This window comes from Streptomyces nidicola (assembly GCF_050106155.1).
Classification (GTDB): Bacteria; Actinomycetota; Actinomycetes; order Streptomycetales; family Streptomycetaceae; genus Streptomyces.
Window position 1 is genome coordinate 2,686,676 of the sequence record NZ_JBNBPI010000001.1, and the last position, 26,328, is coordinate 2,713,003.

Annotated in this window: 19 protein-coding genes; 3 read left to right on the top strand and 16 right to left on the bottom strand. The window is 68.9% G+C overall.

Annotation, left to right across the window (positions count from 1 at the left end; all coding sequences use genetic code 11):
* Nucleotides 1–93: 93 nt before the first annotated feature.
* Genes ACOKM3_RS12240 through galE form a run of 3 tightly spaced genes read right to left on the bottom strand, consistent with a single transcriptional unit; the run spans nt 94 to nt 3,843 of the window.
* Nucleotides 94–1,698 carry a PLL family lectin gene (locus ACOKM3_RS12240; protein ID WP_426899825.1) on the bottom strand — a complete coding sequence of 535 codons (1,605 nt, stop codon included), beginning with the start codon at nt 1,696–1,698 and terminating at the stop codon, nt 94–96.
* 40 nt (nt 1,699–1,738) lie between these two features.
* On the bottom strand, nt 1,739–2,848 hold the full coding sequence (locus ACOKM3_RS12245) for a PLL family lectin (RefSeq protein ID WP_426899827.1): 1,110 nt from the start codon (nt 2,846–2,848) through the stop codon (nt 1,739–1,741).
* Between the two features lie 8 nt (nt 2,849–2,856).
* Complete coding sequence (gene galE / locus ACOKM3_RS12250; RefSeq protein ID WP_426899829.1) at nt 2,857–3,843, bottom strand: UDP-glucose 4-epimerase GalE; 987 nt, start codon at nt 3,841–3,843, stop codon at nt 2,857–2,859.
* 193 nt (nt 3,844–4,036) lie between these two features.
* Here galE and ACOKM3_RS12255 point away from each other — a divergent pair, with 193 nt between their 5' ends.
* On the top strand, nt 4,037–5,131 hold the full coding sequence (locus ACOKM3_RS12255) for an LCP family protein (protein WP_426899831.1): 1,095 nt from the start codon (nt 4,037–4,039) through the stop codon (nt 5,129–5,131).
* A gap of 10 nt (nt 5,132–5,141) precedes the next feature.
* On the opposite strand, the gene ACOKM3_RS12260 is transcribed toward ACOKM3_RS12255, so the two are convergent.
* The 11 genes from ACOKM3_RS12260 to ACOKM3_RS12310 all read right to left on the bottom strand — a co-directional run bounded on the left by ACOKM3_RS12260 (nt 5,142) and on the right by ACOKM3_RS12310 (nt 19,641).
* On the bottom strand, nt 5,142–6,629 hold the full coding sequence (locus tag ACOKM3_RS12260; protein WP_426899833.1) for an ArnT family glycosyltransferase: 1,488 nt from the start codon (nt 6,627–6,629) through the stop codon (nt 5,142–5,144).
* 71 nt (nt 6,630–6,700) lie between these two features.
* Entirely contained in the window at nt 6,701–8,218 is a 1,518-nt protein-coding gene (locus tag ACOKM3_RS12265; protein ID WP_426899835.1) for an amino acid permease, read from the bottom strand.
* Between the two features lie 162 nt (nt 8,219–8,380).
* A complete protein-coding gene (dxs, locus tag ACOKM3_RS12270) occupies nt 8,381–10,303 on the bottom strand; it encodes a 1-deoxy-D-xylulose-5-phosphate synthase (protein ID WP_426899836.1) in 1,923 nt (640 codons plus the stop codon).
* A 237-nt stretch (nt 10,304–10,540) separates the two neighbouring features.
* The gene (locus tag ACOKM3_RS12275; protein WP_426906774.1) at nt 10,541–11,830 is read right to left on the bottom strand and encodes a sugar ABC transporter permease; all 1,290 of its coding nucleotides are present in this window, start codon (nt 11,828–11,830) and stop codon (nt 10,541–10,543) included.
* 17 nt (nt 11,831–11,847) lie between these two features.
* Nucleotides 11,848–12,639, bottom strand: coding sequence for an ATP-binding cassette domain-containing protein (locus ACOKM3_RS12280; RefSeq protein WP_426899837.1), 792 nt, complete (start codon nt 12,637–12,639; stop codon nt 11,848–11,850).
* A 192-nt stretch (nt 12,640–12,831) separates the two neighbouring features.
* Nucleotides 12,832–13,950 (bottom strand): ABC transporter substrate-binding protein, encoded by a 1,119-nt coding sequence (locus ACOKM3_RS12285; protein ID WP_426899839.1) that lies wholly within the window; start codon nt 13,948–13,950, stop codon nt 12,832–12,834.
* A 121-nt stretch (nt 13,951–14,071) separates the two neighbouring features.
* Nucleotides 14,072–15,283, bottom strand: a complete 1,212-nt coding sequence (locus ACOKM3_RS12290) for an ROK family transcriptional regulator (protein WP_426899841.1) — start codon at nt 15,281–15,283, stop codon at nt 14,072–14,074.
* A 206-nt stretch (nt 15,284–15,489) separates the two neighbouring features.
* Entirely contained in the window at nt 15,490–16,398 is a 909-nt protein-coding gene (locus tag ACOKM3_RS12295; RefSeq protein WP_426899843.1) for a carbohydrate ABC transporter permease, read from the bottom strand.
* On the bottom strand, nt 16,395–17,453 hold the full coding sequence (locus ACOKM3_RS12300; protein WP_426899845.1) for a carbohydrate ABC transporter permease: 1,059 nt from the start codon (nt 17,451–17,453) through the stop codon (nt 16,395–16,397). The genes ACOKM3_RS12295 and ACOKM3_RS12300 overlap by 4 nt, the downstream gene beginning before the upstream one ends.
* Before the next feature lie 7 nt (nt 17,454–17,460).
* Nucleotides 17,461–18,864, bottom strand: a complete 1,404-nt coding sequence (ngcE, locus tag ACOKM3_RS12305; RefSeq protein WP_426899847.1) for an N-acetylglucosamine/diacetylchitobiose ABC transporter substrate-binding protein — start codon at nt 18,862–18,864, stop codon at nt 17,461–17,463.
* A gap of 405 nt (nt 18,865–19,269) precedes the next feature.
* On the bottom strand, nt 19,270–19,641 hold the full coding sequence (locus tag ACOKM3_RS12310) for a winged helix-turn-helix transcriptional regulator (RefSeq protein WP_426899849.1): 372 nt from the start codon (nt 19,639–19,641) through the stop codon (nt 19,270–19,272).
* A gap of 92 nt (nt 19,642–19,733) precedes the next feature.
* Between ACOKM3_RS12310 and ACOKM3_RS12315 the strand changes: the two genes are divergently transcribed.
* A complete protein-coding gene (locus ACOKM3_RS12315) occupies nt 19,734–20,585 on the top strand; it encodes an SDR family oxidoreductase (protein ID WP_426899851.1) in 852 nt (283 codons plus the stop codon).
* Between the two features lie 24 nt (nt 20,586–20,609).
* Here the strand turns inward: ACOKM3_RS12315 and ACOKM3_RS12320 are convergent, their stop codons facing one another.
* On the bottom strand, nt 20,610–21,674 hold the full coding sequence (locus tag ACOKM3_RS12320; protein WP_426899853.1) for a PP2C family protein-serine/threonine phosphatase: 1,065 nt from the start codon (nt 21,672–21,674) through the stop codon (nt 20,610–20,612).
* A 261-nt stretch (nt 21,675–21,935) separates the two neighbouring features.
* Between ACOKM3_RS12320 and ACOKM3_RS12325 the strand changes: the two genes are divergently transcribed.
* Nucleotides 21,936–25,823: a GH92 family glycosyl hydrolase gene (locus ACOKM3_RS12325; protein WP_426899855.1), complete on the top strand. Its 3,888-nt coding sequence runs from the start codon at nt 21,936–21,938 to the stop codon at nt 25,821–25,823.
* On the opposite strand, the gene ACOKM3_RS12330 is transcribed toward ACOKM3_RS12325, so the two are convergent.
* Complete coding sequence (locus tag ACOKM3_RS12330; RefSeq protein ID WP_426899857.1) at nt 25,763–26,218, bottom strand: ATP-binding protein; 456 nt, start codon at nt 26,216–26,218, stop codon at nt 25,763–25,765. The genes ACOKM3_RS12325 and ACOKM3_RS12330 overlap by 61 nt on opposite strands.
* Between the last annotated feature and the right edge of the window lie 110 nt (nt 26,219–26,328).

A 26,328-nucleotide genomic window follows, 5' to 3' on the forward strand; every position in this document is an offset into this window, starting at 1 on the left:
AAACTCACAGAATCCTTAACTGAGCGGCCAGAACATTAACAAGACTCGCCTTCACACGAACATCACTTCTTGTTCACTTTTTCGCGACGTTCCTCACATGCTTTTCCGTACAACCATTGCCCGTTGCCAGGAGTCAAAGGCGAGCCTGTCGCGCCGTTGCGTGCGCCGCGCGAGCAGCAGAACGCCGTCCGCGGTGCGGGTCGCGAGGGTCAGCCGCCCGGCCCTGTCCACAGCTGCGGCGGGCACCGCACCATCCGACCCCGGCGCCCCCAGCTCCTGCCACCACACACCCGCGCCCGGCCGGCCCTCGGGGTGGATGCCCACCGCGCAGCTTCCGCGCCCCCCGGCACGGGCGAGCAGCGTGTACCGCCAGCCGTCGAGCGGCACCCCGGCCACCGTGAACAAGGGCCCGAAGCCAACGTCGTCGCCGAGCGGGCACGGCGCCTGCGCCCCCGCCCGCCAGACCGATGCCGCCTGGGTCCGCAGTTCCCGGAAGAGCACCCCGCCCGGTTCGGCGGCGGGCATCAGCGTGCCCGGCACCGCGGCGAACGGCACGGTGCGATCCTCCGTGAAGGCGCCCGTCTGCCCCTGGTACCAGCGGACGACGGCGGCCGTGTCCCTGGCGCGTGCGAAGACCTCGACGCCGCCGTGCGGGGACGGCACGGCGGCAAGGTCGTCGGCGACCCGGGTCCCACCCAGGTGCTGCCACGCGGACCAGACGCCGTCCGCACCCTGGCGTCGGTAGCTGATGCTGTGCCCGAAGTTGCGTACGAAGACGTAGAGATCGCCCGTTGCGTCGAACACGGCGGCGGGGAAGCCGACTTCGCGCCCCTTCGCCGCATCGGCAGCGTTGGGACCGCCCAACGAATGCCACGGCGTCGGCGGACGGCCGGTGCGGTGCTGCACGGAGTGCACGACCTCGACGTCGACGCCTCCGTCGTCCCGCGTGGTGCGGCGCAGCCCGAACAGGTGCGGAAAGCCGTACGGATCAAGCACGACCCTCAGGCCGGGAGCGAGAGCGGCCCCTTCCAGCAGCTCGGGTCCTCGCCAGGTGTCCGCGTCGGGCAGATCCTGACACCAGCGCGCGACACCGGCCGCGGTCACGGCGAAGGCGGTGAGCCGGCCGTCGATCCCCGCCGTCAGCCAGTTGACCGCCTCGGGGTACCTGCGGCACGCGATGGCGCCGAGCGTCGTGTCGGCCCCCGATCGAAGGCAGTCGACGGTCACGGGGGCACCGGTCCGCTCCTGCAGCGTGCGGGCCGCTGCGAGCGCCACCGCGGCGGCTTCCGCCTGCCGGGGCGGCACGTCGTGCACGGGCCTGCCACTGGGCTCTTCGAACGTGGCGCGGGCCGGGTCGGGGTCGAGCGTGTGTACTCGATCGACGCCCAATTCCTCCAGCACATCGGCCAGTACGGCCACCGCCTCAGCCCCCGCCACACCGAGGATCCGGGGCCCAGCCTGCAGATCGGCGCAACCGCGTCCGGCCGCCTCGGCGAGCGCGCGGTCGAGCGCCGAACGCCCGTCGCGGGCGCCTGGCCGCAGGCAGACGACAGCGATCCCCGAACCGGGCTCCTGGAGTGCGACGAGCGGCACCGCGTCGACGGGCTCCGCGGCCACGAGGGCCACGCCTCGGGCACGGGCGGACGGCGCCTGCCCGGGCCGGGTGCCTGTGGTTCCGCGCTCCGACCTTCGCGTCATGCTGCGCCGTTCCTCCTCGCAGGGGCCTGGCCCACCGTGGTCATATCCGGTTCCATGCGCCGAGATTGAGGCCCTGCCCGGCCTCCTGGCGGGCGACGGCCGGCGCTCCGTCCAGGGGCACGGCCAGCACCGTGACCCGCCCGTGCGCGTCGAGGGCGAGGGCCGGGTCGCCAAGAGTCGCCATGCCCGTGTCCGTCCACCAGACCCCGGAACGTTCCTGCTCGGCCACGCACACACCCAGGACGAGCCGGCCGTGCACGCCACGGTGGGCGAGCACCGTGCACGCGTAGCCGTCGACCGTGGCGGCTACGGCGGCGTGCCTGCCGTCTCCCGGCAGTGTCCCGTCGAGCTGGATCGGCCACTCGCCCGCACGGACAGCCATGACCGCGCCGGTGCGCGCATCGGTCAAGTAGTACGTCGTGCGGCCGGGCGAGGTCTCCAGCGCGGTGGCGGACCCGGGCAGCGGCACCACCGGGAGGTCCGCCGCCCGCTGGAACGCCCCGCCCGGCTCCTGCTGACACCACATCAGGGCGCTGCCACGAGCAGGCGCAAGGATCTCGACGGACCCGTTCGACGGGGTTCCCGCGGCCGGCACCCCGGTGCAAGCGGCCACGCCCAGGTCGCGCCACGGCTCCCACCGGCCCTGCGGGTCCTCGCGGCGCAGCGCGAGGCGCCCCTCGGCCGTGGGCGCCAGGACGTGCAAGGTGCCGGAGGTGTCGACGACTCCCGCGGGCTCACCTAGCTGCGCTGTGCGCTCCCGCTTCGCGTGCGGGTTACCGAGGGAGCGCCACTCGCTGAGCGGGCGGCCCGCCTGGTACTGGATCGCGTAGACGAGGTCCACCACCGGCACCTGGTCCGAGGCACGCACCCGTCGGCCGACGAGTTGCGCATACCGGTTGCGTCCCTGGAAGACGGCCAGGTGGGTCAGCCCCTTCATCGGAAGCACGTCCGGCCCGGTCCACTCCGGTCCGCCGGCGCGGCGCTCCGTCCAGCGCAGCACGGCGCCCTCGACGTGGCCGAAGACGAGGAGGCGGCCGTCGTGCCCGGTCAGCAGAGACGGTCCGGAACGGAAGTCGTGCTGCTGCGGGGAGTCCGCGGCGACGTCGACGACCACCCGGTGCTCCGTCTCGCGCACCAGGGCGTCACTCACGGCCCGCGTCACCTCCTCGCCTGCGGATGCCGAGCGCACCAGCCCTCCCACGCCGACGCCACCATGGAGCGCGCGTCGTGCCGTGCGCTCCAGCCCAGTTCGGTGTGGATGCGGTCGGCCGCGGCCACGACGCGGGCCGGGTCGCCCGGGCGGCGTGGGGCGCTCACCGGCCGGGCGTCGGGGCCGTATCCGGTCACCTCGCCGATCAGCTCGATCATCTGCCGTACGGAAACGCCTTCTCCGCGGCCGATGTTCACCGTCAGGTCCGTGCCGGGGGCGCGGGCGGCCAGGGCGCGGGCGGCGGCCAGGTGTGCCGATGCGATGTCGACGACGTGGATGAAGTCCCGTACGCAGGTGCCGTCCTCCGTGGCGTAGTCGTCGCCGAAGATCACCGGCGCCTCGCCCTGCGTGAGCTTCTCGAAGACCATCGGGATCAGGTTGAACACGCCGGTGTCGGCGAGCTGTACGTCGGCGGCGCCCGCCACGTTGAAGTAGCGCAACGAGGCCGTGGCCATCCCGTGGGCGCGTGCCGTGGCCCGGACCATCCACTCCCCGGCCAATTTGGTCTCGCCGTACGGATTGATGGGCGCACAGGGAGTGTCCTCCGTGACGAGTGTCACGTCGGGCATGCCGTACACGGCCGCGGACGACGAGAAGAGGAAGGCGCGCACGCCGTGATCGGCGGACGCCCTCAGCAGAGTCCGCAGGCCATGCACGTTTTCCTCGTAGTAGTACAGCGGGCGCGCGACGGACTCGGCGACCTGCTTCTTCGCGGCGAGGTGGACCACACCGGTCACCTGATACTCGTCGAGAGTCCGGCGCAGCGAATCCCCGTCCAAGGTGGAGGCCTTGACGAACGGCACGTCGTCGGGGACCCGAGAAACGTCCCCCGTCGACAGGTCGTCGTAGACAACGACCTGCTCACCGGCCCCCTCCATGGCGCGGACCACGTGCGCCCCGATGAACCCCGCACCACCAGTGATCAACCATGTCATGCGCGCATACTATTCCTTCACTCAAACTTCGGAACTTGACCATGATGTGGCCACACGACTCCCACTTTCGGTTGAATTCACGTCTATAGTGCTGCGTCAGCCCCCAGCCACACCGCGGACCGGCTCTCCCCCCACCCGAGTCCTCCACACCGAACATCCGCCCCACGGGCACGACTTACAAGGACTCGGCACGATGAGCCACGCCTCCACCACCCCGCGCCGCGGCGCGGCGCCCGCACCGCGTGATCGCCGCAAACCGAAGAAGGCGAAGACCCGCGGCAGGCGGGTGCGACGGGTCATTCTGTGGACCCTCCTCGTCCTCGTCCTCGCCGCCGGCGGCACCGGCTACTGGCTCTACAGCAGCCTCAACGGCAACATCGACGGCGTCGACCTCGACAAGGCGATCGGGGGCGACCGGCCCGAGAAGCTGCCGACGTCGGGGCAGAACATCCTGGTGCTCGGGTCCGATTCGCGCGCCGGCGCCAACGCCTCGCTCGGCACCGGCAAGGTCGCCGGGGCCCGGTCCGACACCGCGATGGTGCTGCACATTCCCGAGGGCCGCTCCCGCGCGACCGCCGTGAGCATTCCGCGCGACACCCTCGTCACCCGGCCCGGGTGCACCAAGGCGGACGGTACGAAGACGCCTTCCGCGGATCGCGTCATGTTCAACTCCGTGTATTCGCTCGCCGGTCCGGCCTGTGTCGTGAAGACCGTCGAGGCGATGTCGGGCGTGCGCATGGACCACTTCGTGGAGATCGACTTCGCCGGGTTCAAGGGGCTCGTCGACGCCATCGGCGGGGTGAACGTCACCGTCGACAAGGCCATCCACGACAAGTCCAGCGGGCTCGACCTCGAAGCGGGGACGCACAAGCTGGACGGCACGCAGGCGCTGGCGTTCGTCCGGACCCGGCACGGGGTGGGTGACGGCTCCGACCTCGGGCGCATCGGGCTGCAACAGCAGTTCATGATCGCCCTGTTGAGCGAGATCAAGCAGCAGGACCTGTTGGGCAGCCCCACGAAGACGTACAAGATCGCGGACGGCCTCACCACGTCGCTCACGACCGACGACGGGCTCGCCTCGCTCACCAAGCTCGCCACGTTCGGGCGGAGCATGCGCGGCGTCGACCCGGCGAGCATGGAGACGATCATGCTTCCGGTCGCGTACGACAAGGTGGACCCCAACCGGGTCGTGGCCGCCCAGCCGCAGGCCGACACCCTGTGGAAGGCGATCCGCGGCGACCGCGAGATCCCCGAGTCGGCGAAGAGGTCCCCGGCGAAGGGCGGCTGAGCGGCGCCGATCACACGGCACCCCGGCCCGGGTGGGCGCGTTCGTACACCACCGCCCCGTCCACCCGGGCCACCTCCCGGTACGCCCCGAGAACGCGCCGCAGGGACGGCACCCGCCCCGGCCCGTACGGCCCGCCCCGCGAGTCGTCGACGATCACCGCCGGTGGCCGGGCCCGGATCTCCGAGCGGAACGTGGCCCAGCTGCCCGGCACCGCGAAGCGCTCGCCCACCCCGCCTCCGTCCCGGCCCCCGCTGAAGTTCGTCAGCAGGCCCGCCGTCAGGAAGCGGCTGGCCGGTCGGCGGTTCGCGAGCCAGTACGTTTCCGGGTGCATGCCCCAGATCAGGACCCGGTCGTCCGGGCCCGTGCGCTCCTCGACCGCCGACGCCAACCGCTGCGCGTGGGCCAGTTCGGGGCGTGGGGCGAGCAGGCCCCAGGACAGGAAGAGGGCGCCGCAGCACGCGGAGGCGAGCAGGGAGCGCCTCAGGTGTTCGCGGGGGAGAATGTGCAGCGCCAGCGTTCCCAACAGGGCCAGGGGCGGCACCAGTTGGAGGTAGTAGTGGCCGAAGAAGTGGAAGCCGAAGATCACCGCCGCGGCCGATGACGCGAACCACAACCACAGCTCCCCGCACCCCGTCCGCGCGATCCTCAGCACCCGCGCGATCGGCGGCAGCACCCCCGCGCACGCCACCGACAGGATCGCCGCGTTCGTCAAGCCCCTTAGGAGGACGTGGAGTTCGGAGCCGCTGATCGAGGCGTACGCGCCCGAGCCCGTCACCGTCCAGAAGACGAAGCCGGTGGGGGTCGTGGCGAGGGCCGTGGCCGCGATCGGGGCGAGTACCCCAACACCGCATCGCAGTACGGCACTTCGTGGACAGCCCGCCCGCCACAGCATCCATACCACCGGCACCAGCACCGCTCCCCCGGTCTGCTTCGACAGGAACGCCCCCGCGATCGCCAGTCCGCACCAGCCCCACCTGCGGCGGTCCGCGCACCACAGCGCCGCCGCGGTCCACGGCAGCATGAAGACCTCGAAGGTCGCGGCCTGCGTGTCCTCCGGGTTCAGGCCGATGGAGAGGAGGAGGCAGAGAGTTCCTGCCGTGCGACCCGCCGTGTCGCCCCAGCGGCGGCGGGCCAGTGATGCCAGGAACACCGCCGTCACCACGTGCGCCGCCACCGCGCACACCCGCACCGGCGTGAGCGAGTCCGAGCCGAAGAGCGCGAACACCGCTTCGTAGAGCCAGGGGACGAGTGGGGGCTTGCGGTCGACGACCGTCTCGTAGAGCGTGCCGCCGTGCGCCAACATCCTTGCCTGGACGGCCAGATAGCCCTCGTCCGGGTTCCAGAGCGGGCGGGTGAAGGACGGGATGCGGGTGGCGTAGGCGAGGGCCGTCAGAGCGAGGATCAGGCGGGGCCAGTAGCGGCGAGTGCGTCTGCGTACCGAGGTGCCGCCGCGGTCCTCGGATACGTACAGTCGCGGCGTGGGCACCTCGGTGAGCATGGCGCCAAACTATCCGCCCCCATATGTTCTCTTTGCGAAGGACATACGGGGGCGGGGCGAACCGCCGGCGATTACTGGGTGTTGCCCCGGGCCGCGCGGCTGTGGCGGCGGCCGTAGACGAAGTAGATCACCACGCCCACCACCATCCACACCGCGAACCGCAGCCACGTCTCCACCGACAGGTTGAGCATCAGCCACACCGAGCACGCCACCGAGGCGATCGGCAGGACCGGGACCCACGGGGCCTTGAAGGCGCGCGGGAGGTCGGGGCGGGTGCGGCGGAGGATCAACACGCCCAGCGCCACCACGACGAACGCGAACAGGGTGCCGATGTTGACCAGTTTGGAGAGTTCTTCGAGGGAGATGAAGCCCGCCACCAGGGCCGTCAGAAGGCCCAGGATGATCGTCGAGCGGTACGGCGTGCGGAACTTGGGGTGGACGGCGCTGAAGACCGGCGGCAGCAGTCCGTCGCGGCTCATCGCGAAGAAGACGCGGCTCTGGCCGAGGAGCAGGATCATGCAGACGGTCGTCAGGCCGATGACCGCGCCGAAGGAGATCAGGCCCGCCCAGAACGGGTGACCGACCGACTTGAACGCCTCCGCGAGCGGGGCGCCCGGGTCCAGGTCCTTGTAGTTCTGCATGCCGGTGACGACGGCGGCCACGGCCACGTACAGGACCGTGCAGATCGCGAGGGAGCCGAGGATGCCGCGGGGGACGTCCTTCTGCGGGTTGCGGGTCTCCTCCGCGGCGGTCGCCACGACGTCGAAGCCGATGAACGCGAAGAAGACGACGGCCGCGGCGGTGAAGATGCCCATCACGCCGAAGCTGGAGGGCGTGAAGCCGGCGATTCCTTCGAGGAGCGTGGCGCTCAGCCCCGAGCCGCCCTTGTTGTCCTGGGCGGGCGGGATGTACGGGGTGTAGTTGCTGGACTTGATGAAGAAGGCGCCGACCGCGATCACGATCAGGACGACCGTGACCTTGATGGCCACGACCACCGATGTCACCCACGCCGACAGCTTCATGCCGACGACGACGACCGTCATCACGGCGACGACCAGCAGGAACGCGGCGATGTTGAAGCTGAAGCCGTCGTGGCCCGAGCCGGGTCCCTGGAGGGCCGCCGGCAGTGGGATGCCCCAGCTGTCGAGGAGCGACTGTACGTAGCCCGACCAGCCGACCGAGACGGTCGCGCAGCCGAGGGCGAGTTCGAGGATCAGGTCCCAGCCGATGATCCACGCCGGGAACTCGCCGAGCGAGGCGAAGGCGAAGGTGTACGCGGATCCGGCGACCGGGACCGTCGAGGCGAACTCCGCGTAGCAGAGCGCGGCGAGGGCGCAGACCACGGCGGCGACGACGAAGGAGATGGTGACCGCCGGGCCCGCGTAGTCCGTGGCGGCGGTGCCGGTGATGACGAAGATGCCTGAGCCGATGACGACGCCGACGCCGAAGACGGTGAGGTCGAGGGCGGAGAGGGTCTTCTTGAGCTGGTGCTCGGGCTCCTCGGTGTCCTGGATGGACTGCTCGATGGACTTGGTCCTGAACAGGCCGTTGCGGCTCCGTCCCGGGCCCGTGTCTGGCTGGGTGCTCACCGGCTACCTCCGTAGGCTTCGTCGTCCCCGACATGATCGAGACGAGTTACCTCCGGCGGGTGGGTGAGTCACCCGGATTCATGCGAATGGGGCCTCACGGGCCCCCTTCTGGGGGACCAATCAAGCCCCGCCGGCGATTGAGGCGCGGGGGCTTAAACGCCCCTAGTCGCGCGCCGGCTCCACCGTCGCCGAGGTCGACTCCTCGTAACGGCCGTCCAGCTTGGAGACGAGGCCCGTGACCTGGCGGGCGATGTCGGGGGCCGTGAGGCCGATCTCCGCCATGATCTCCTTGCGGGAGGCGTGCTCCAGGAAGCGCGGCGGGATGCCGAAGTCGCGCAGCGGGACGTCGACGCCCGCGTCGCGCAGGGCCTGGGCGATGGACGAACCGACGCCGCCCACGCGGGAGTTGTCCTCGACCGTGACCACGACCCGGTGGCGCTCCGCCAGCGGAGCCATCGCCTCGTCGACCGGCTTGACCCAGCGGGGGTCGACGACGGTCGTCGTGATGCCCTGCTTGTCGAGGAGGTCGGCGATCTCCAGGCACATGGGGGCGAGGGCGCCGACCGAGACCAGGAGGACGTCGGGCCGGTCGCTGCCGGGCTCCCGGAGCACGTCCATGCCGCCGACCTTGCCGACCGCCTCGACGGCCGGGCCGACCGCGCCCTTGGAGTAGCGGACGACGGTGGGCGCGTCGTCGACCTGGACCGCCTCGCGCAGCTGGGCGCGAACCTGGTCGGCGTCGCGCGGCGCGGCGATGCGGACGCCGGGGACGACCTGGAGGAGGGACATGTCCCACATGCCGTTGTGCGAGGCGCCGTCGGTGCCGGTGATGCCGGCCCGGTCCAGGACGAAGGTGACCCCGCACTTGTGCAGGGCGACGTCCATGAGGAGCTGGTCGAAGGCGCGGTTGAGGAATGTCGCGTAGACCGCGAAGACCGGGTGCAGGCCGCCCTGGGCGAGGCCCGCCGCGCTGGTCGCCGCGTGCTGCTCGGCGATGCCGACGTCGTAGACCCGCTCGGGGAACTCGTCGGCGAACTTCTTCAGGCCGACCGGCTGGAGCATCGCGGCGGTGATCGCCACGATGTCCTCGCGCTCGCGGCCGAGCTTGGCCATCTCGTCGCCGAAGACGGACGTCCAGTCGGCGCCGGAGGCCTTGATCGGGAGGCCGGTGTCGGGGTGGATGGGGCCGATGCCGTGGAAGCGGTCGGCCTCGTCCTGGAGGGCGGGCTTGTAACCGCGGCCCTTCTCGGTGAGGCAGTGCACGATGACCGGGCCGCCGAAGCGCTTGGCGCGGGTGAGGGCCGATTCGAGGGCCTCGATGTCGTGGCCGTCGATCGGGCCGACGTACTTGAGGCCCAGGTCCTCGAACATGCCCTGCGGGGCGATGAAGTCCTTGAGGCCCTTCTTGGCGCCGTGCAGCGTCTCGTACAGGGGGCGGCCGACGACCGGGGTGCGCTCCAGGAGGTCCTTGCCGCGGGCCAGGAAGCGCTCGTAGCCGTCCGTGGTGCGCAGGGTCGCGAGGTGGTTCGCGAGGCCGCCGATGGTGGGCGCGTACGAGCGCTCGTTGTCGTTGACGACGATGACGAGGGGGCGGTCCTTGGCGGCGGCGATGTTGTTCAGCGCCTCCCAGGCCATGCCGCCGGTGAGGGCGCCGTCGCCGATGACCGCGACGACGTGGTCGTCGCGCTCCTGGATCTCGTTCGCCTTCGCCAGGCCGTCGGCCCAGCCGAGGACGGTGGAGGCGTGGCTGTTCTCGATCACGTCGTGCTCGGACTCGGCCTGCGAGGGGTAGCCGGAGAGGCCGCCCTTCATCTTCAGCTTGGAGAAGTCCTTGCGGCCGGTGAGCAGCTTGTGCACGTAGGACTGGTGGCCGGTGTCCCACAGGACCTTGTCCTGGGGGGACTCGAAGACGCGGTGCAGGGCGATCGTCAGCTCGACGACGCCCAGGTTCGGGCCGAGGTGGCCGCCGGTCTTGGAGACCGCGTCGACGAGGAAGGTCCGGATCTCGCCTGCCAGCTGGTCCAGCTGCTCCAGGCTGAGCCGGTCCAGATCGCGCGGTCCCGTGATGCGGGTCAGCAGCGGCACCCGTGCCTCCTTGCGTTGAGCTGTGAGTAGCTGGTTGAGCTGTCGAGCTTGCCGGGCCTGTCGATTCTAATGTTCCGCCACTCGCGGCGGCGTGCGGGCCGTGCGTTCCTCGTCACGCCCTCGTCACGAAACAGAACCAGCGGCACGCCCCGCACGCAGGGCGTACACGTGACTGCGCCCGGCGTCACCATTGACACCGGGCACAGTCGATCGAGGCCAGAAGGCCCGCGGCAGCTGTCAGGCGCGGCCTGCGGTCTTCTGGGTCTTACGGGTGACCGAGTCGATGACGACCGTGGCGAGGAGCACGCCGCCGGTGATCATGTACTGGATCGGGGTGGCGATGCCCTCCAGGGCGAGGCCGTACTGGATCGACGTGATCACCAGCACACCGAGCAGCGCGTTCCAGGTGCGGCCCCGGCCACCGAAGAGGCTGGTGCCGCCGATGACGGCCGCGGCGATGACGTTCATCAGGAGGTCGCCGGCGCCGGCGCTCTGGTTGGCCGCCGCGATCTTGGAGGCCCAGAAGAGGCCGCCGACCGCCGCGAACAGGCCCGCGATGGAGAACACCGAGATCCGGATCGCCGTGACGTTGATACCGGCACGCCGGGAGGCCTCGACGCTGCCGCCGAGCGCGTTGACCTTGCGGCCGTACGAGGTGCGGCGCAGCAGGAAGTCGGTGCCGACGAGGACGATGCCGAACAGCAGCACCGCGAGCGGCAGCCCCTTGTACTGGTTGAAGACGACCGCGACCGCGAAGACGGCGACCGCGATCAGCACCGTACGCAGCACGATGTCGCTGAGCGGCCGGGACGGGATGCCCGCGGCCTCGCGACGCCGGTTGCCGAGGAAGGTCGGCACGAAGTAGCCGAGGACCGCGATGACGGCGAGGCCGTAGGCGGCGGCGACGTCCGAGAAGTAGTACGTGGTGAGCTTGCCTACCACGCCGTCGCCGTCGATGTTGATGGTGCCGTTGGAGCCCAGCACCTGGAGCATGAAGCCGTTCCAGAACAGCAGGCCCGCCAGCGTGACGGCGAAGGCGGGAGCGCCGAGCCGGGCGAAGAAGAAGCCGTGCAGGGCGCCGATGAGCGCGCCCGCGGCGAGCGAGACCAGGACGGCGAGCCACTCGTTCACGCCGTGCGTGACGCTCAGCACCGCGGTGATCGCCGAGGAGACACCGGAGACGGAGCCGACCGACAGGTCGATCTCGCCGAGCATCAGCACGAAGATGATGCCGACCGACATCATGCCGGTGGCGACCATCGCGACGAGGATGTTGTTGATGTTCTCGGCGCCCAGGAACGCGGAGTTCAGGCTCTGGAAGATCGCGCAGATGACGATCAGGCCGATGACGACGGGGATGGCCCCGAGGTCGCCGCCCTTGATCTTGCGCTTGAACTCGCCGAGGTAGCCGGCGAAGCCCTGCTCGCGCACGAGGAGGCGGGGGTCGACGGCGGTCACGGCGGCGCCGGCGGCCACTCCCGGCGCGTCCACGGCGGCCTCGGGCCTGTCGGCCTTGGTGACGCTCACTTCGGGCTTGTTGACGCTCACTTCTGAGCCTCCACGTTCGCGCGTGCCGCACGACGGGTCACGGCGTTGTCCGTGGCGCCGGTGATGGCGGAGATGATCTCTTCCTGGGACGTGCTCTTGACGTCGAACACGCCGTTGTTGCGGCCGAGCCGCAGCACCGCGACCTTGTCCGCGACGGCCTTCACATCGGCCATGTTGTGGCTGATGAGGATGACCGCGTGGCCGCGCTCGCGAAGCCGCTCGACGAGGTCGAGGACCTGCGCGGTCTGCTCGACACCGAGGGCGGCGGTCGGCTCGTCGAGGATCACCAGCTTGGGCTCGCCGAGCATGGAGCGGGCGATGGCGACGACCTGGCGCTGACCGCCGGAGAGCGAGGCGATCGGGATCCGCACGCTGGGTATCCGGATCGACAGGGTCTCGAGCAGCTCCAGGGAGCGGCGCTCCATCTCGACCTCGTCGAGGATGCCGCGCTTCTTGATCTCGCGGCCCAGGAACAGGTTGCCGACGACATCGATGTTGTCGCACAGCGAGAGGTCCTGATAGACGGTCGCGATGCCCAGGTCCTGGGCATCGTGCGGCCGGTTGACCGCGACGGCCTTGCCGTCCCACTCGATGACACCGTCATCGATGGGGTGCACGCCGGCGATCGTCTTGACCAGGGTGGACTTTCCGGCACCGTTGTCGCCGACCAGGGCGACCACCTCACCGGCGTGGACTTCAAGCTCTACGTCGGTGAGCGCCTGCACGGCACCGAATCGCTTGGAGACCCCGCGCAACGCCAGCACGGGCGTAGCGGACACGTGAACCATCTCCTTCACCGCCAAAGGTCTGATACCCGGCGGGAGGTTGAACTCAGAAGAATGAGGGGGGTGTTGGTGTTCCGTCCGGCGCCCGGCCGTTGAGCTTTGCGGGGCTGTTGGCGGCGGGGCGCCGGACGTGCATCAGGGGCCCGTCAGGGCCGAGGCGGGAGCTGCTGCGAGCTCCCGGGTGTACCTACCGGGTTACTTCAGGCCGATCTTGTCGCAGGCCTTCTTGTACTTGGCCGTGCAGATCTCGCCGACCGTGTAGTAACCCTCCTTGATGACCGTGTCCTTGATGTTGTCCTGCGTCAGGGAGACGATCGGGACGATCACGGAGGGGATGCCCTTCTCGGTGCCGCTGTCGACCTTGGTGGTCTGCAGCGAGCTGTCGAGCTTGCCCGTCTTGGCGATCGAGACGGCCATCTTGGCGACGGTCTCGGCCTCCTGCGGGTAGGACTTGAAGACCGACATGTACTGGTCGCCGGTCACGATCCGCTGCACGCCCGCGAGTTCGGCGTCCTGGCCGGTGACCGGGGGAAGCTTCGAGACGCCCGCGCCCTTGAGCGCGGTGATGATGCCGCCGGCGAGGCCGTCGTTGGCGGAGTACACGCCGACGATCTTGTCCTTGCCGATGGCGGAGATCGCGCCTTCCATGTTCTGGTTGGCGTTCTCCGGCTTCCACTCCTTGGTGTCGTACTCCTTGGCGACCTTCACCTTGCCGTCGAGGACGGAGTGGGCGCCCTTCTTGAAGTCACCGGCGTTCGGGTCGGTGGCCGCGCCGTTCATCATGACGATCTCGTTGCTCGGCTTGGCCTTGTCGCCCAGGGCCTTCAGCAGGGCCTTGCCCTGCTCCTTGCCGACCTCCTGGTTGTCGAAGGAGGTGTAGGCGGAGATCGGGCCCTCGGCCAGACGGTCGTAGGCGACGACGGGGATGTCGGCGTCCTTCGCCTTCTTCACACCGCCGGCGACGGCCTTGGAGTCGACCGAGTCGAGGATCAGCACGTCCACCTTGTTGGTGATCATCGTGTCGATCTGCTGCGACTGGACGGACGCGTCCTGCTTGGCGTTGAGGTACTGGACCTTGCCCTTGCCATTCGTCAGCTTCTTGACCTGCTGCTCGATGATGGGCTTGTCGAACTTCTCGTAACGCGCGGTCTGGTTCTCCGGAAGGAGCAGGCCTATCTTCAGCGCGTCGGTGTTCTTGGCGGTGGACTTGTCGCCCTCACCACCGGACTCCTTGGCGCTGCCACAGGCGGCGAGGGACGCGGCCATGGCGGTGGCACAGAATGCAACGGCGGCACGACGCATACGCGTGTTCACTTCAGAAACCTCCCTGACGAGGCCGCGTCGTTGCGGCCGAGGTGGCTGGAAGTCAACTCGGCCGCAACCGCAGCGTCAAGGAGTAAATCCTTAACGGGTTGGCAACGGTGTCATGCGTTCTCTAAGTGAAGGCAGGTGTAGCTGCGGACACAGCACCCGCACCGGACCCGTCCAAAAGCATCGAATCGCCCATCTCGCTCAGGGCCAGGGCCAGCGCCCCGAGCACCTCCGCGCGGCCCCCCAAGGCCCCTGGGAGGACCGAGAGTTGGCGTCCGGCGCTGGGGATCGCATAGCGCCCCACGGACTCCCTGATGGGCCCCAGGACCAGCTCTCCGGCCTCCGCCAGATCGCCGCCGAGGACGACCCGGCTGGGGTTGAGCAGATTGCAGAGATTCGCGACGCCGGAGCCGATGTGCCGGCCCACGTCCGCGACGACGCGGCGGCAGCCCGGGTCCCCGTCGCGCGCGAGCCGCACGACCCGCTCCATCGTGAGGTCGGTGCCGTGGCTGGACTGGAGCAGCGGGAGCACGTAGCGGGCGGCGGTGAAGGTCTCCAGGCAGCCGCGGTTGCCGCAGCGGCACACGGGCCCCGACTCGTCGAGCGTGATGTGCCCGATCTCCCCCGCCGTGCCGCCGGGGCCCCGGTAGATCTTCCCGCTGATCACGAGGCCCGCACCGACACCGCTGGCCACCTTGATGTACGCGAGGTCCTTCACGCCCCGGCCGCTGCCCCACACCAGCTCGCCGAGGGCGCCGAGGTTGGCGTCGTTGTCGACGTGCACCGGCACGCCGAGGCGGCGGGCGAGCTCCTCGGCGGGCTTGGTGCCGGACCAGCCCGGCAGGATCGAGGTGGAGCCGAGCGTGCCGCTCTCCACGTCGATCGGGCCCGGTACGCCGAGCCCGACACCGGCGACCTTCGCGCGGTCCACGCCGGTGGCCACGATGAGGCGCTCGACCAGCTCTTCCGCCCGGTCGAAGCCCTGCGCGGCGGAGGCGTCCACGTCGAGCGGCTCGGACTCCTCCGCGAGCACCTGGTGGGCGAGGTTGCCGACGGCCACGCGCAGGTGGGTGTGGCCGAAGTCGACGCCGATCACGATGCCCGCGTCGCCGCTCAGCGAGACGCTGCGGGCCCTGCGGCCGCCGGCCGATGTGGGCGTGACCTCGACCGTTCCGCCGTCCTTGAGCTCCCGGACGATATTGGAGACCGTCGCGGCGGACAGGCCTGTCGTCCTCGCGATCTCGGCCTGCGTGAGCGATCCGGCAAGACGTACGGCACGTACGACCCGCTCGAGATTGGCCCGGTGCAGCGAGGACTGCGACCCCGGAGTCTCCATTGACCCACCCTTAGTCCCTTGGCCCACGTCACCGTACGTGACCAGACCTTGTACAAGTTATGAACTCCAAAGTCCGCTGAAGGTGTCTCCGGCGTCAAGCCCTTGACGAAAATCGGTTTCCTCCGCCGTACGCGCGCGTACGCACGGTTCGGGCCCCGGAGAGTTGTCCCTCCGGGGCCCGACCCCTGTTGCGCGACGGAAGAACGTCAGCGGAAGGTGCCCTGCGACACCGAACCGGCGATCCGGCGCTGGAAGATGATGTATACGACCAGTACAGGCACCACCGTGATCACGATCGCCGCGAACAGCGCGCCGTAGTCGATGTCGTAGACCTGCGAGGACGCGTAGGCGGCCATCCCCTGGGTCAGCACCCACTTGTCCTGGTCGGTGTTGAGCGCCACCGGCAGCAGGAACTGGTTCCACAGACCCAGGAAGTTGAAGATCGCCACCGCTGCCATGCCGGGGCGGGCCATCGGCAGCATCACCTGGAAGAAAGCCCGCCATTCCCCCGCGCCGTCGATCTGCGCGGCCTCGTACACGTCATGCGGCAGTGACCGGAAGAACGCGTAGAGGAAGAACATCGTGAACGGCAGCGCGAACGCGACGTAGGTGAGGATCAGTCCCGGCCGCGTGTTCAGCAGCCCGAAGTTCTGGAGCTGGAAGAAGAGCGGCACGATCGCCAGGAAGACCGGGAAGGTCAGCCCGGCGAGCATCACGTAGTAGATCACCCGGCGTCCGGGGAATTCGAACCGGGCGAGGATGTAGGCGCACATCGCGCCCAGCAGCATCACCAGGAACAGCGCGCAGACCACGACGATCACGGAGTTCAGGAAGAACTTCCCGATGTTCGCGTCGGTCCATGCGTGCTCGTAGTTCTCGATCCTCCAGTGATCCGGCAGCGTGAACGGCGAGGAAAGGATCTCGCTGGTCGACTTGAAGGACGACACCAGCACCCACAGCATGGGCACGATCACGATCACGGACCACAGGATCAGCAAGCCGTGCGAGAGCGCCGCGAACCTGCGGTCGCTGCTCACGACGGCGCGCGTCAGCTTCCGGTCCCGCGCCGGCTTGCGGTCGCTCGCCTGCTTCCGGTCGGCGGCTATGGCGCTCACTGAGCACCTCCCTTGGCTCCAGCACGCCGAGCCTTCAACCCTGGCGCCTTCTTCTTGCCCTCGTTCTCGCCACCGCCGGTCAGGCGGTTGACGAGGAACACCAGCGCCGCGAACACCAGGGTGACCACGGCGAGGACGACCCCCATCGCGGTGGCGTAGCCGAACTGCCCCTTCCGGAACGCGGTGTTGAACAGGTCCTGGCTGATCGTGAGGGTCGAGTTGTTCGGCCCACCGCCCGGCAACAGCGCCTGTACGTAGACGAACGCGTCCAGCGCGGCGATGCCGAGGTAGATGTACGCCGTCTGCACGCTGTCCCGGATCGCCGGCAGGGTGACCGCGAGCGTCATCCGGAACCGGCCGGCCCCGTCGATCCTGGCCGCCTCGTACAGCTCGGCGGGGACTCCCTTGATCGCGGCGATGAAGAGCACCGCGTAGAACCCGACGAGCCCCCAGACGAAGACGAACATCAGCGACGGCATCGCGGTCGCCTGCTCGCCCAGCCAGGAGAACTCCTCGAAGTCCAGACCGAGTTTGGTGAGGACACCGTTGAGCAGACCGGCGTTCGGGTCGTACATCTGCGCCCAGATCAGGCCGACGATGATCGCCGGCACGACGTACGGGAAGAACGAGACGATCCGGTAGAACGACGCGCCCCGGATCCCCCGGACGGGGCCGATGCTGGGCCCGCCGAGGGTGACAGCCACCGCGACCCCCAGGGCTAGCGTCAACGTCACGAAGGGCACGACGGCCGCCAGCAACGCGACATTGCGCAGCGCCTTCAGGAAGATGTCGTCCTCGAACATCTTGGTGAAGTTGTCGAGCCCGATGAAGTTGAAGTCCGGGCTGAAGCCGCGCCAGTCGGTCATCGCCCAGAAGATCGCCTGGGCGAACGGGTACAGGACGAAGAGCACGAAGACGGCCAACGGGACGCCGAGGAACGCGAGGAAGAACGTCACCCGGTCGAAGGTGAGCTTGCGGCGCCGGGGACGCCCCCCGCGAGCGGCCGGCTCGGGCCGGCGGCTCGCGGTTTTGGGATTGGTGGTCGTGTCACTCATGGCGGTGCTACTTGACCTCGAGCTTCTTGACGGAGTCGTCTTCCCGGATCTTGTCGGAGATCTTCTGCAGAGCCGAGGTCAGGCCCTTGCGGTCGAGGTCACCGGAGAGGAAGGAGTTCCACGGCACCAGCATGTCGGTGTTCATCCCGTAGGCGAAGATGAACTGGATGTTGAAGATGTTCGTGCCCGCGGCTTCGAGCATCTTCGTCTGCGAGACCAGCGCCGACGATCCGTAGCCGTCGGCGGGCACGGTGCCCTTGACGATGGTCGGGGCCTTCTTCGTCTTGGAGAAGTTGGCGGCCGCCTCCTTGGACAGCATCGCCCGCAGCGTCTCCTTGCCGCCGGCCACGTTCTTGCCCTTCTTGGGAACGATGAACGGCTCGCCCGCCTCCGCGCGAATCGACTCGTAGGGCATCTTCGGGCTGCTGGTGACCGTCATCTCCGGGATGCCGGTCATCTGGAAGTCCTTCTTGGTGGCCTTAGCCATCTCGTTCTCGATCCAGCCACCGCTCGGGTAGAGGAGCGCCTTCTGGTCGTTGCTCCAGTGCGCCTGCGCCTTCTGGAACTGGGTGCCGGAGCCGCCGGGGACGAACATCTTCTCCTTGACCATGGTCTCCATGACCTTGAGGATGTCCTGGATGGCTGGCTGCGACCAGGAGTCCTTCTCCAGCTTTTCGAGGGAGAGCCGGACCTCGTCGCCGCCCTCCTTGACCGCGCCGTTGATGAGCATCGTCTGGTAGTAGGTCGCGGCTTCCTTGCCGAAGACGAAGAGGTACTTGCCCTTCTTCTTCGCCTTCTGGCCGAGGTCGAGCGCTTCGTCCCAGGTCTTCGGCGGGGTCCAGCCGTTCGCCTCGAACAGCGTCTTCGAGTACCAGACGCCGTACACCGTCATCACGTAGTTGAGGCCGACGAACTTGCCGTTGTACGTGCCGGGCTCCTTGACGTTGGGGTAGACCGTGTCGGCGATCTTCTTGCCCTCGTAGTTCTTGGCCTCGAAGACGTCGTCGAGCTCCTCGAGCTGGTCGAGGATGCCGAGGAAGCCGATCTGGTCCTCACCGGAGTTGTCGATGAGGTCCGGCGGGTTGCCCCCGACGAACCGGGGCTGGAGCTCCGGGGCGATGTCGACGACCGGCTTGACGTCGACCTTGACTCCGGCGATCTGGGATCCGATGACCTTGTTGACGTAGTCGACGTAGTCGGTGCCGTAGCCGCCGTCGAAGATGGCCGCGTCGACCTTGGAGTTCTTGGCGACACCGAACGGGTTCTTTTCGCTGCCCTTGTTCTTCGGACCGTCGTTGCTGTCGTCGCTGGAGGGGGAGCCACACGCAACGGCGAACGAACCCATGGCCGCGGTCGCGATCGCCCCGCGCAGGAGCGTCCGCCTGTCAAGAGAGCCGGCACGAATGGTCATCTCTGCATCCTCACTGAACTGATCGATTGGATCTCTGACGGTTTGCTGCATGTTCGGCTGCCGGGCCAGATTGGCCATGCGCTTGCCGCACTTCTCTGTGAGCGCGTCCTGGTCTCGGTGCCCTCAGGGGCACCGATGGTGATCAGCTGAGCGATGTCGGAAAAGGCCTGTACCGAGAGTGGGTGATACCCGCCCGGCAGGACGCACGGCCGGGGCGGTGGCGACAGGTATAGTCCACTCACTGTGAGGGGGGCAAGATCGAATGCAGGTTTGGGTATCGGTCTTTTCCGAGTTGAGACCTCCCGGAAATACGTCGCACGAGCGACGAACCGAGCTTTCCAACTTCCTTGCATACAAAGGGTGTAACGGAATCCGTCGCGCCGCTTGTGGAATCCCGCGTTTCGACTATCGGTCGTCGCGGGGCGGAAGGCGTCGCGTGATCCGGGCGAACAGGTCCGTCAGCGGCTCGCCGAGGTCCCGGCCGAACTCGGTCAGTCCGTAGGTGACTTGGGGCGGGGTCGTCGGTTCGACCTTCCGCCAGACCAGGCCGTCCTTGACCAGCGCGCGCAGGGTCTGGGCGAGCATCTTCTCGCTGACACCCTGGATGCTGTCGCGCAGCTCGTAGAACCGAAGGTCGTTGCTCCGCAAGGAGATCCGGACCCAGATGCCCCACCGGCTCGTCACGTGGTCGACCATGTCGCGCGCCGGGCAGTCGGTGTGAAACACCTCATACCGAGCGTCCGGCCCACCCTGTGTCAACTGCACGCTTTCCCCCATGTCTTGAGCTTACCTCTGGGTATGTTCTTACGGAAAGTAAGTCCGGCTCCTAGCGTCAATTGCCTTGGCGAACAACAGATTTGGAGCTGACGATGATCGTGGTAACCGGAGCCACCGGGAATGTGGGACGGCCTTTGACGCAGGCCCTTGCCGAGGCGGGCGAGCAGGTGACGGCGGTGTCGCGGCACGCGGCGCAGGCCTCGGCGTCGACGCCGGACGGGGTTCGGCACGTGGCGGCCGATCTGGCCGAACCGGCGGGCCTCGCCCCCGCGTTGGACGGGGCGAAGGCGCTGTTCCTTCTGCTCTCCGGCGACCTGCACGCCCCCGAGGCGAGGCCGGCCGACATCATCGAACTCGCCGTGGCCAAGGGAGTTCGCCGGGTCGTCCTGCTGTCCTCGCAGGGCGTGTCGACCAGGCCGCACGGCCCGACGCGGGTCGCGATGCGCGCACTTGAGGACTCGTTGCGGGAGTCGGGCCTGGACTGGGCGGTCCTGCGGCCGGGCGGTTTCGCCTCCAACGCGCTGGCCTGGGCCGAGTCCGTACGTACGGGAGGGACGGTCGCCGCACCCTTCGGGGATGTCGGGGTGCCGGTCGTCGATCCGGCGGACATCGCCGAGGTCGCGGCCGCCTGCCTGCTGGACGACCGGCACTCCGGCGGGGTCTACGAACTGACCGGCCCCGAGGTGATCACGCCGCGCGAGCAGGCAGCGGTCATCGCGGCCGCGCTCGGCTCTCCGGTGCGGTTCCAGGAGCTCACCCGAGACGAGGCCAAAGCCGCGATGACCCGGTTCGTACCGGCGGAGCTCGCCGACGACACGCTGGACATCATCGGCGCCCCGAACCCCGCCGAGCTGCGGATCAGCCCGGACGTGGAACGGGTCACCGGTCACGCCCCACGCCCCTTCCGCGACTGGGTCACCCGCAACCTCGCCGCCTTCGGCTGAGGCGCAGGGGCCGGTCCAGGCCTCCTACGCCGGCGTGCGGTACTCCATCAACAGCAGCGCGGAATCGTCGTCCACGACCGAGTCCGTGTGCGCATGCACATCGCCGCGCAACCGCACCAGGCAGTCGTCGAGGGACTCGCCGCGCAGCAGCGAGACGCGCTGGACGAGCGGATAGAAGGCGTCCTCCGCGTCCCTGGCCTCGGCGAGCCCGTCGGTGTAGAGCAGCACGCGGTCGCCGTCCGCCAGCTCGACGCGGCTCGACCGCGGCGGATCCTGCTCCAGCCAGTCGAGGCCGAACGGCAGGGCGGGGCACGGCGGGTGGGCGAGTTCATGGCTGCCGTCGGCCCGCACGACGAGCGGCGGCGGGTGCCCGAAGGAGAGCAGTGTGAGCCGCCCCGACGGGGCGAGTTCGGCGAGGACCGCGGTGACGAACTGCTCGTCGACGCCCCTGCGGCCGAGCGCCCCGGACATCTTGGCGGCGACCTCGTCCAGGTCCGCCGAGTCATGGGCGCTCATACGGAAGGCGCTGAGCATGATGGTGGCCGTACGTACGGCAGCGAGTCCCTTGCCCTGTACGTCGCCGATGACGACGCGCACACCGCCGTCGCGCGCCGGGACCGCCTCGTAGAAGTCGCCGCCGATCCGGGCGTCCTCGGTGGCGGAGACGTAGGAGGCGGCGATCCGGGCGGGGTCGGTGTCCTGCGGCACCGGGGCGAGGATGACGCCCTGCACGAACTCGGAGATCCGGCGCTGCCTGGCGGCCCGCCGCTCGTGCTGCACGCGCGCGTGCGCGGCGAAGGCGGAGGCGACGGTCACCAGGGTCACGCTGGCGAGGGCCACCACACCGCGCCGCGTGAAGAGCAGGTCGTCGTAGAACGCCACGGCGGCGCACAGTACGAGCGAGACGAGCCCGCAGGTGACGACCTTGCGGGCCGAGGCACAGCACGCCGTGAGCGCGGGCCCGACCGCGAACAGGGGCAGCAGGCCGACCTCCGCCCCCAGCACCATGTCGAGCACCGCGACAACGGCCGCGGCGACGAGGCCGGGGCAGAGCGCGGCGGTCCACGCGGGGAGCGCGGGAGCGCGCATGACGCCTCCAGAGGGCCGTAGGGCAAAAGAGCTGATATAGGAGTTTTTGCCAAGATTTGCCACTGTACATCGGCGATTCGACCAGTCGGCCGGGCGATCACAGCCCGTCGAAAGGGGGCACACACGGCGTGTCGGGCCCGCCCGTCCCGTCCGAACCGCCCAAAGGGTTCAACACCCTTGACACCACTGGGGACTTGCGCCCCTACTGGACCCTGTTCACCAACTGACAACGTTGTCCAGTAGCCGGAGGGTGCGCCCTTTATGCGTGCGGATTCCAGACAGCTCGGATCCAGACAGCTCAGATCCAGACACAGACTCGGGACCGTGGCCGCGCTCGGCGCGGCCGCACTTGTGCTCACGGCGGCAGGTCAGGGCCTCGGCCCCGCCACCACCGCCCACGCCGCCGAGGGAAAGCCGGAGTTCCGCTCCTCCTTCGAGTCCGGTCAGCCCGCCCCCGACTGGCTGAACACCGTCGACACCGGCGCCGACGGGAAGAAGCGGGCGAGCGGCGTCGACGGCGCGTACAGCAGTGGCATGCCGGGCAATGTGAACGGTCATGTCACCGACATCCGTGCCAGCGACGAGAACACGGGTGGCGGGGAGACCAAGGAGAACCTCGTCGACGGTGAGCCGACGACGAAATGGCTGTCGTTCAAGCCGACCGCCTGGGTCGAGTACGACCTCGACGAGCCGGTCAAGATCTCCAAGTACGCGCTCACGTCCGCCAACGACCACGACGAGCGCGATCCGAAGGACTGGACCCTGAAGGGGTCGAAGGACGGCAAGGAGTGGACCACGCTCGACTCCCGCTCCGGCGAGACGTTCGACAAGCGCCAGCAGCTGAAGTCGTACGACATACAGAGCCCGGCGGACTACTCCCACTTCCGTATCGAGTTCACGAAGAACAACGGCGCGAGCGACGCGACGCAGCTCGCCGACCTCCAGCTGTCGACCGGCGACGACTCCACCCCGGCCCCCGAGGACATGCTCTCCCTGGTGGACCGCGGGCCGACGGCCTCGCCGACCGCGAAGGCGGGCGTCGGCTTCACGGGCACGCGCGCGCTGCGCTACGCGGGTACGCACAAGGGCGACGGCCGCGCCTACTCGTACAACAAGGTCTTCGACGTCGATGTGGCGGTGGCCAAGGACACCGAGCTCGCGTACAAGATCTTCCCGTCGATGGCGGACGGCGACCGCGACTACGACGCCACGAACGTCTCCGTCGACCTCGCCTTCACCGACGGCACGTATCTGAGCGACCTCAAGGCCGTCGACTCCTACGGCGGGGCGCTGACTCCGCAGGGGCAGGGCGCGGCCAAGCGGCTCTACGTGAACCAGTGGAACGCCGTGAAGTCCGGGATCGGGTCCGTCGCGGCCGGAAAGACGGTCGACCGGGTCCTCGTCGCGTACGACTCCCCCAAGGGGCCGGCGAAGTTCCGCGGGTGGCTGGACGCCCTCAGCATCGCGAAGGCCCGACCGGCAAAGCCGAAGGCGCACTTGAGCGACTACGCGTCGACGACCCGGGGCACGAACTCCACCGGCAACTTCTCGCGCGGCAACACCTTCCCGGCGACGGCCGTCCCGCACGGCTTCAACTTCTGGACGCCGGTGACCAACGCGGGCTCGCTGAGCTGGCTGTACGACTACGCGCGCGACAACAACGCGGACAACCTGCCGACGATGGAGGCGTTCGCGGCGAGCCATGAGCCGAGCCCGTGGATGGGCGACCGGCAGACGTTCCAGGTGATGCCGTCGGCGAAGTCGGGCGACGCGCTGGACACCTCGCGCTCCGGGCGGGCGCTGCCGTTCAAGCACGACGACGAGACGGCGACGCCCTCGTACTACGGCGTGAAGTTCCAGAACGGTGTGCGGGCGGAGATGGCGCCGACCGATCACGCGGCGGCGCTCCGCTTCAGCTACCCGGACGACGACGCGAGCGTGGTCTTCGACAACGTCTCCGACCAGGGCGGCCTCACGCTCGACAAGGAGAACGGGGTCGTCACCGGCTACTCGGACGTGAAGTCCGGCCTGTCGGCGGGCGCCACGCGGCTGTTCGTGTACGGCGTCTTCGACAAGCCGGTGAAGGACGCCGACTCGTCCGGTGTGAAGGGCCACTTCACGTTCGACGCGGGCAAGGACCGCACGGTCACGCTGCGCCTCGCCACGTCCCTCATCGGTCTCGACCAGGCGAAGGACAACCTGGCGCAGGAGCTGCCGCAGAAGCGGTCCTTCACGGACGTACGGAACGCGGCGCGCGCCCAGTGGGACACGCTGATGAAGAAGGTGGAGGTCGAGGGCGCGACGGACGACCAGCGGACCGCTCTCTACTCCTCGCTGTACCGGCTGTACCTGTACCCCAACTCCGGGTTCGAGAAGGTGCGTTCGGAGGGCGGCAAGGGCAAGGCGACGTACAAGTACGCCTCCCCGTTCTCGCCGATGCCGGGTCCCGACACCCCGACCCACACCGGCGCGAAGATCGTCGAGGGCAAGCCGTACGTGAACAACGGCTTCTGGGACACGTATCGGACGACCTGGCCCGCCTACTCGCTGCTGACGCCGAAGAAGGCCGGTGAGCTGGTCGACGGGTTCGTGCAGCAGTACCGGGACGGCGGCTGGACCTCGCGCTGGTCGTCCCCCGGCTACGCGGACCTGATGACCGGCACCTCCTCCGACGTGGCGTTCGCGGACGCGTACGTGAAGGGCGTCGACGACTTCGACGTCGAGTCGGCGTACAAGGCGGCCGTGAAGAACGCGACCGTGGTGGCTCCGTCGTCCGGTGTGGGCCGCAAGGGCATGGAGACGTCGCCCTTCCTCGGCTACACGCCGTCGGAGACGCACGAGGGCATGTCGTGGGCGATGGAGGGATACCTCAACGACTACGGCATCGCGGAGATGGGCCGGAAGCTCTACAAGAAGACCGGCGAGAAGCACTACAAGGAGGAGTCCGAGTACTTCCTCAACCGCGCCCGTGACTACGTCAACATGTTCGACGACAAGGCTGCCGGCGGGAGCTCCAGTCCCGGCTTCTTCCAGGGCAAGGGCAAGGACGGCAACTGGCGTGTGAAGTCCGCGGACTTCGACCCGGCGATCTGGGGCTACGACTACACGGAGACCAACGCCTGGGGCTACGCGTTCACCGCCGTCCAGGACAGCCGCGGCCTCGCCAATCTGTACGGCGGCCGGAGCGGTCTCGCCAAGAAGCTCGACACGTACTTCGACACTCCGGAGACCGGCTCCAAGGACGTCGCCGGATCGTACGGCGGAGTCATCCACGAGATGACCGAGGCGCGTGACGTGCGGATGGGCATGTACGGCCACTCGAACCAGGTCGCGCACCACGTCACGTACATGTACGACGCGGCGGGCCAGCCGTGGAAGACGCAGGAGAAGGTCCGCGAGGTCATGTCCCGGCTCTACACCGGCAGCGAGATCGGGCAGGGCTACCACGGCGACGAGGACAACGGCGAGCAGTCGGCCTGGTACCTGTTCTCCTCGCTGGGCTTCTACCCGCTGGTCATGGGCAGCGGCGAATACGCCATCGGTTCCCCGCAGTTCACGAAGATGACGCTGCACCTGGACGGCGGCAAGGACCTCGTCGTCAAGGCGCCGAAGAACAGCGCGAAGAACATCTACGTGCAGGGCGTGAAGGTCAACGGTCGCACGTGGACGAAGACGTCGCTGCCGCACTCGGCGATCGCCAAGGGCGGTGTCATCGAGTTCGCGATGGGTGACAAGCCGTCGAAGTGGGGCACGGGTGCCGACGCGGCGCCGACGTCGATCACGAACGACGACAAGGTGCCCTCGCCGCGCTCGGACGCGATCACCGGTTCGGGTCCGCTCTTCGACAACACCTCTGACACGAGCGCGAGTTCGGAGTCGGTGGAGCTGCCGGTGGGTGCGGACGGCGCGAAGGCGGTTCAGTACACGCTGACGTCGGCGGACAAGGCGAAGGCGCCGACCGGCTGGAAGCTGGAGGCGTCGGACGACGGGAAGGACTGGAAGACCGTCGACCAGCGCTCCGGTGAGTCCTTCGCCTGGGACAAGCAGACACGGGCGTTCTCCGTGCCGTCCCCGGCGGCGCACAAGCACTACCGGCTGGTGTTCACCGGCGGGGCGGCGACGGTGGCGGAGGTGGAGCTGCTGTCGTGACACCCCCGGAGTGACGTGAAGTCACACCACACCACCTTGCCCGGCTCCCGCTCCCCTACGCCCCACTTGTCGGCGAGCGTCTCCACGAGGAGCAGGCCGCGGCCACCCTCGGCGCCCTCGTCCGGTCCCGGCCGGACGGGGGCGCCGTCTCCGCTGTCATGGACCTCGACGCGGAGCCCGTCCTCGTACGGCAGCAGGCGCAGCAGGTAGCCGCGCCCCGGCGGGACGCCGTGGAGCAGGGCGTTCGTGGTCAGCTCGCTGACGCAGAGCAGGATGTCGTCGGCGCGGTGGGCGTCCGCACCCCAGTCGTCGAGCGCTGCACGGGTGAACTCCCGTGCAGCAGGCACCGATTGGCGCTCACGGCGGTAGAAGCGCTCGCGGAATTCCAGGTTCACGAGGGAAATACTGCGGAGAGTGATTGACTGCTGACAGTTCGCCGACCCCGACAGATTTTTTGTCGGGGTTCGGGTGGGGTCGACAGAGACCGGAGGCGGGGAGATTGACC